This window comes from Acaryochloris sp. IP29b_bin.148, from assembly GCF_028285565.1.
Taxonomy (GTDB): Bacteria; Cyanobacteriota; Cyanobacteriia; order Thermosynechococcales; family Thermosynechococcaceae; genus Acaryochloris.
The window spans coordinates 22,261-28,637 of the sequence record NZ_JANQOY010000220.1 but is presented as its reverse complement, the minus strand read 5'-3'; the positions used below and the strand labels follow the sequence as shown (position 1 = coordinate 28,637).

6 protein-coding genes are annotated in these 6,377 nt (G+C 49.5%); 1 reads left to right on the top strand and 5 read right to left on the bottom strand.

The window, feature by feature from the left end:
- Positions 1-24: 24 nt before the first annotated feature.
- From Q0986_RS20045 to argJ, 3 genes are all read right to left on the bottom strand, one after another.
- Complete coding sequence (locus Q0986_RS20045; RefSeq protein WP_299414841.1) at positions 25-381, bottom strand: DUF6717 family protein; 357 nt, start codon at positions 379-381, stop codon at positions 25-27.
- 17 nt (positions 382-398) lie between these two features.
- Complete coding sequence (locus Q0986_RS20040; protein WP_299414838.1) at positions 399-1,301, bottom strand: nucleotidyltransferase domain-containing protein; 903 nt, start codon at positions 1,299-1,301, stop codon at positions 399-401.
- A 119-nt stretch (positions 1,302-1,420) separates the two neighbouring features.
- Positions 1,421-2,638 carry a bifunctional glutamate N-acetyltransferase/amino-acid acetyltransferase ArgJ gene (gene argJ / locus Q0986_RS20035; RefSeq protein ID WP_299414836.1) on the bottom strand — a complete coding sequence of 406 codons (1,218 nt, stop codon included), beginning with the start codon at positions 2,636-2,638 and terminating at the stop codon, positions 1,421-1,423.
- 200 nt (positions 2,639-2,838) lie between these two features.
- On the opposite strand from argJ, the gene Q0986_RS20030 reads away from it, so the two are divergent.
- Positions 2,839-3,762, top strand: coding sequence for a class I SAM-dependent methyltransferase (locus Q0986_RS20030; RefSeq protein ID WP_299414833.1), 924 nt, complete (start codon positions 2,839-2,841; stop codon positions 3,760-3,762).
- A 48-nt stretch (positions 3,763-3,810) separates the two neighbouring features.
- Here Q0986_RS20030 and Q0986_RS20025 read toward each other — a convergent pair whose 3' ends face one another.
- Both Q0986_RS20025 and Q0986_RS20020 read right to left on the bottom strand, forming a co-directional pair.
- Positions 3,811-4,746: an isoaspartyl peptidase/L-asparaginase family protein gene (locus Q0986_RS20025; RefSeq protein WP_299414830.1), complete on the bottom strand. Its 936-nt coding sequence runs from the start codon at positions 4,744-4,746 to the stop codon at positions 3,811-3,813.
- A gap of 190 nt (positions 4,747-4,936) precedes the next feature.
- A complete protein-coding gene (locus Q0986_RS20020) occupies positions 4,937-6,031 on the bottom strand; it encodes an ATP-grasp domain-containing protein (RefSeq protein WP_299414827.1) in 1,095 nt (364 codons plus the stop codon).
- Positions 6,032-6,377: the final 346 nt, after the last annotated feature.

Below are 6,377 nucleotides of genomic sequence, written 5' to 3'. Positions count from 1 at the left end.
ACATCTTTGAGCTGAGGCGGTAAGTTAAAGGTCATGGGATTTGGCCTCAGCTTGGCAAAAGAGTTGGGGCGGCGCATCGGCAAAGTATTTGAACAGGGCGGGACAGAGCCACCCTTCCATTTCTTCCGTCGACCAGCGATACCAATGGCCACCAAATTCTGGCCGCAGCCAGTCTAGCTGAGCTTGATACCCCGGAAAGGGGGTTTGAGCAAAGATCAGCTTAAATCCTTGGTCTGCTTTAGGAATATCGACCACCAACCGATCGATCATTTGGGGAATACCGTTGACAAAGGGTTCCTGCACCAATCCCGCTTGCGGATCGTCAAATACCCACATCTCTTCATATCGATAAGGGGCAATTACCATAATTGAGTTTGCCATTGCTGGATCTCCTGGTCTTACACCATGCTTTGTCGTGCTTCGATCAAAAAAGCATTGGCTTGTTCATAGTTAGGTCGTTCGGGCAGCTGGGTTTGCGCAAAAGCCTGCTCGAACTCCCGATGGAGCTGCAGCCGCCACTGATCCACCTGGGGCCAAGTCCAGTGCTCGTATTTTATCCCTAGCAGACGCTCACGATAGTCCCTCATATCGACGGGGACAAACCCTTCCTTGAGGACGGTAATTCCAGACAAGAGTAGCCGAATCAGATGCATGGCATGCTTCCAGCGGATATGACCTTTGGACCGTAAATCCTGCTCCATTTTCTTGAACTGGGAGAGGGCATAGCCGTTGTAGGTTTGATAGACCAATCGGGATAAAAACAGGGTCCGTTGGTCCAGCAGTGCTAGTGCCAGGGGTGTTGCCGTTTCAATCAAAGGAGAATAAAGGCATTCCAGCACATTGGGATTGGCTTTGAGGGCTAACAAGATAAACTTCTGCAATTCCCAATAGCATTCTTGAGCGGGTTTATCCTCAATTTGCTCGGGGATGCCATACAGGGACCAATGTAAGGGGGCTGGGGGGAGGTAGATGCCTCTGCGATCGCAATCTGAATACTCGTCATCCAAACCATAAGCTCGCGACCCGACCACACAGCGATAAATCACGTAATCTTGCAGGTTGTAGTCTGCCAAAAAGTCGGGAGACCCTTGAGTCTGATACTGTTTGCGCAGGCTAAACTGGTGTCGCTGTAAATGTAAACAGCGGCCATCGGCCAATTCAATTTCATAGGAATGGGAGTTATCGGTGGGGGCTTTGACAATCTTGCCAACGGCTCCCGCAAGACAGACCCCTGCCTCAGTATTAACATCGACCCGGCTGACCACTTGGGTACCCACCGGCACAATCAAATGGGGTTGCATGGCCTTGTGTGACTAAATGGTATGGCTGCTCACCATCAATGAAAATGAGCAGAACTTAATTGTAGTATGCGTAATACAAAACGGCTAGTCTTTTAGGTATTCAACCTTCCATTAAAACCTTAGGTCGTATATTCAGCATTGATTTTGACGTAGTCATAGCTCAAATCGCAGCCCCAAGCTTTACCTATCCCAGCTCCATCACCAACGCTAACCCGAATCATCACCGGATCTTGATGGAGATATTGGCTAGCTGCCTCGCGATCAAACGCTTGGGGCGCACCCTGATCCATCAGGACAAAATCCCCCAACTGAATATGGAGCTGGGTCGCATCAAAATCTACCCCTGCCCGACCTGCCGCCATCGCGATCCGGCCCCAATTGGGGTCACGACCAAACACCGCCGACTTCACTAACATCGACCCGGCAATGGTTTTGGCAATCTTCTGAGCGCCCGCTTCATCCGTTGCGCCCTGGACCTGCACTTCAATTAGACAAGTCGCCCCTTCTCCATCCCGAGCAATCTTTTGTGCCAACTGTTGACAAACTTCCGTCACCAGAGCTTCCACTCGATCCGCTTCAGGACCGGGACCCTGAATGACTGGAGCGGCAGATTGGCCATTGGCTAGGGCTAGCAGCATATCGTTGGTACTGGTATCCCCATCCACTGTCACTTGATTAAAACTGCGATCGGCAGCCCGTCCAATTATCTGCTGCCATAGCGTCGGTTCTACTTGGGCATCACAGGTGACAAACACTAACAAGGTCGCCATATCAGGGTGAATCATGCCCGAACCTTTGGCGATACCGCCCACTCGAACCGACTGCCCACCAATGTGAGTTTCCAAAGCAACGGTTTTGGGTACCAAATCCGTGGTCATAATTGCCTGGGCGGCCTGATCAGATCCTTGGTTAGAAAGCTGCTCTACCAGTTGGGGCATGGCTACTTCTACCTTATTAATCGGGATTTGTTCACCAATCACCCCAGTCGAAGCAATCAGAATGGCTTCCGGAGTCAGTCCCAATGTTTGGGCCGCACTCTTTGCTTGTGCGATCGCAATGGCGTCTCCCTGGGGGCCTGTTCCCGCATTGGCCTGGCCAGAATTACACAAAATCGCCTGGATCTCGGTCGGACCAGTTTGGATTCGGTCCTGGCTATAGGTCACACAAGCAGCCTTCACCCGATTGGTCGTAAAGACCCCAGCCCCATGAGCTTTGACATCAGACACAATCAGAGCCAAATCTTTTGCCCCTGAGGGCTTTAAGCCTGCTGCCATACCTGCTGCGCGGTATCCCTGGGGAGCGGTCACCCCGCCTGGAATGGTCTGCCAATCTGCCATTACTTTTCCTTACCCCGATAGGGGACTGCATCCGCAAGCGTTGGAGCCTGCGCCGCCCTATTTTAATGGGCATCAAGGGTGGGTTTCAAGCTAGCGGCAGCTCAATCCAAGCGGTTTTAGTGCAAAGGTTTTGACTCAATTTCGGGGGCGTTGTTTGTCATAATGAGGCTAATTCTGTATATCAAACCTATTTAAAAAAAATGACTGCTGCTTCCCCCCAAGCACCTCGACTCTCGTCTCGCGTTGTTAATGGCCTCTTAGCCATCAAGCCGCTAGCTAACTTTGCCAAATTTCAAGCTCGAAAAATGATGATTGAACGGGCAGAATCGATTGGGGTGCCCTGGCGGAAACGAGCCTCATCCCTGATGGATCGAGGATTGGACGTGTGGGAAGCAGAGCGGCAAGCCATTCAAACCCCCGATCTGGACTATCCAGATTATTACATGGTTTCCTTTCATGCCTACGAGTCAGGAAATCTAAGTTGGGAAGCAGCAACAGAAGTAGAAGTGGCCTCCTATGCTGCCCATGCCCGAATTTGGCCTGAGTCCGGTGCCAAAGGAGATGGCCGCTTACGCCAGAGTTATCACCAGGTGATGCAGGAGAAAATCTCGACAGCCCCCAAGGATATTTTGGATATGGGCTGTAGCGTTGGTTTGAGTACCTTAGCGCTGCAAGAGACCTATCCTGAGGCTCGGTTAACAGGGTTGGATCTGTCCCCGTATTTTTTGGCGATCGCAAACCACAATACCCCCGCCAACGACTCCCTGCAATGGATTCACCGTGCTGCAGAAGAGACTGGCTTACCGGACAACAGTTTTGATCTCGTCTCTATTTGTCTGGTCTGCCACGAATTACCCCGCACAGCTATCCGTAATATCTTTGCTGAAGCCCATCGCCTACTGCGGCCCCAAGGGCATTTAGCCGTGATGGATATGAACCCCAACTCCGATGTCCATCGCAAGCTGCCCCCCTATGTACTGACCCTCCTCAAGAGTACCGAGCCTTATCTAGACGACTACTTCACCTTTGATATTCAACAAGCGTTTGTTGAGGCCGGTTTTCAACAGCCCTCTCTCACCTGCAACAGTCCTCGTCACCGCACCCTGATCGCTCAAGTCTTGTAGCAGCTTACTTTCTCGCTGTTCCTAAAAGCAGTATCCATAAGAGATGTTCTAGGTCAACTGAAAATGGGATTCCCCCCCATGCTCGATCCAGCCATAAATCATGCCGGAGGTGGAATGGCCTGCACCACACCTGCCTTTCGCATCAATGACGATCACGCCGCCCAAGCCTTTGACTTTGGCCACTAAGTATTCTATCCCTGCCTGAGCAGCCTGTGGGGCAGCAAGGGATTGGAAGTGAATACAGTCTGAAATCATTTTGGCAAGTACGGTTCGCATAAATTGCTCTCCGTATCCTGTGGCCGATACCGCACAGGTGTCATTGTCCGCAAATACGCCTGCACCAATAATGGGTGAATCTCCCACCCGTCCCCAGCGTTTATTAACAATGCCCCCCGTTGAGGTGGCTGCCGCCAGATTTCCCTCAAGGTCAAAGGCTGTAGCGCCTACTGTGCCAAACTTGCGTTGGGGTTCTTGCTCAATATCTTCATGATCAAGCATCATCTTGCCTGCTTTTTCAGCTTCTTGGAACTGCTTGATGCGAGACTCAATTATAAAATAGTCGTCGGGCAAACATTCCACTCCCCATAATTCCGCAAATTCCATCGCGCCATGTCCGATAAGCATCACATGTTCACTTTTTTTGAGGACAAGGCGGGCTAGGGAAATAGGATTTTTAATATTTTTAATGCCAGCAACTGAGCCTGCTGCTAGATCTTGACCATCCATAATGGCCGCATCCATTTCTACTTCACCATACTCATTCAGGACCGAGCCTCGTCCAGCGTTGTAGAGCGGATCATCTTCGAGCAAGCTGACACAATGCTCGACCACATCTAGGGCTGGAGCGCCCTGCTGCAGCTTCAAACGGCCCTGTTCTAAAATTCCGTACATACTTTGGGCAAAGTCTTCTTCACTGCCCTCAGCTTGAATATGTTGAAGGGCACCCGCGCCCCCATGAATCATTAAGGAGTAGTGGTTAGACATGATGGCGGAGAATGGGATACAAAAAGCGAAAGCAATTCATGCTCAGCAATAGGTGCAAAAATCACTGGGTTCCATGCACAAACCTATAATAAGAAGGCTTCAAACATGGGATCTGTGGTTAAGAACCTGTTGCTAGACCAGTCCTATTCTCGCAATAAATGGGGGGCGGTCCAAGTTTATAGGTGACAACTCAAAGGCGTTGCTTTAACTGCTCCCTTAATCGATTTTGCTGCTTGGGTGTTCCCGCCAGCAATATGACCAGTTTGCCAATTAAAATACTGCCCCAATTCACAATGACGATTCCTTGCTTGGAGTTGGCGTCGTATTCTATATCCGTCAAGTCAACTTGATGTAGAGAACGGGCAGATGTAATAAAGGTTTCGCTGGTCCAGCTCGATATATTGAGCTTGTGGGCAATTCCCGTGGGATAAGAGGCCCCATTAAAACGAGGATTACATTCAATTGCCAAATAACGAAGTCCACCTTCCTCTTCGGCAACGGCAACATCAAAGGCAAAAATATCTTTCATTCCTTGCTGGGCCATCCAGTGAGCCATGGGTTCAACCACATCCCAAGGTTGATGAATGGTGGGATAACGATTACCACGATGGGTGCAACCATCTAATATTTGCTCAGAGGCAGCCAATGGCTTTACTCCGTCTGGTGTCACTTGGTACTGCAAGTTTAGAAAACTAGTGGCTCGGACCTCTTCTTGAATTTGGAAGGGCATATAGTCAGGAAGTCCTTGCAATGCCATGACCAGTTGTGACTGATCTTCACAGCGAACAATCCCCATGCCGTCTACCGAAATAGAGGGTTTCAAATAGCAGGGATAGGGAATGCCAGTGTCGAGATTGATGGCTGACTTATCATCAAAACATAAGGTTTGGGGGACGGTGACCCCTAAGGTATGGGCCAGTTCCATAAAGTTGTTCTTGGAATTGACGTAATCGACCACGCCGTACCAACTTTGGTCAAGCTGTCGAAACTGCTCGGCGTTGGCACTGTCATGACTGACCGCATCGCCAAAGTAAAAAACAGATCGCTCTAGTTCGGGATGTTCAGCAATTCGGCTAAGAGACACATCCCAGACAACCTGATGAGTATGACGTAGACCAATGCGACGATAGTGTTCCGTGATCGCCTGCCATTCGGATTTCAGTTCTGGGTGGAGTTGAATGACATCCTCGGGGGCAGTTAGGCCCAGCACACGCCCCGAGTAAAGATAATTGCCCTGCACTTGTTCGTGAGTGCAGTTCATAATGTCATGATTGAAAATTTTCATGCCTCAGGTCCTCTGTTGTATGTAGGCGGGATTGGGGGTGCGATCTCATCCTCATGTCCCTAATCCCTTCGAGTTGGAGCATCTGACACGCAGAAAAGTCGTTATCAACCAATAGCTATCTAGGCCGTACTGAACTGGCCTATGCAAAGCAGATTTAATGATCGATGAGAAGAATTAACGATGCAATAAATGCATTCAAATCAAAAAAATCAGCACTGACTCTTATTATTAATTAAATGAAAGATAAAGATTCTATGTCAGTCCAGCAATACTATAGTTGCTTTTGCATATATTTTGGGAGAAGTTAATTGTCTCTACATGAATTTAATGATCTCAAGATTCAGAA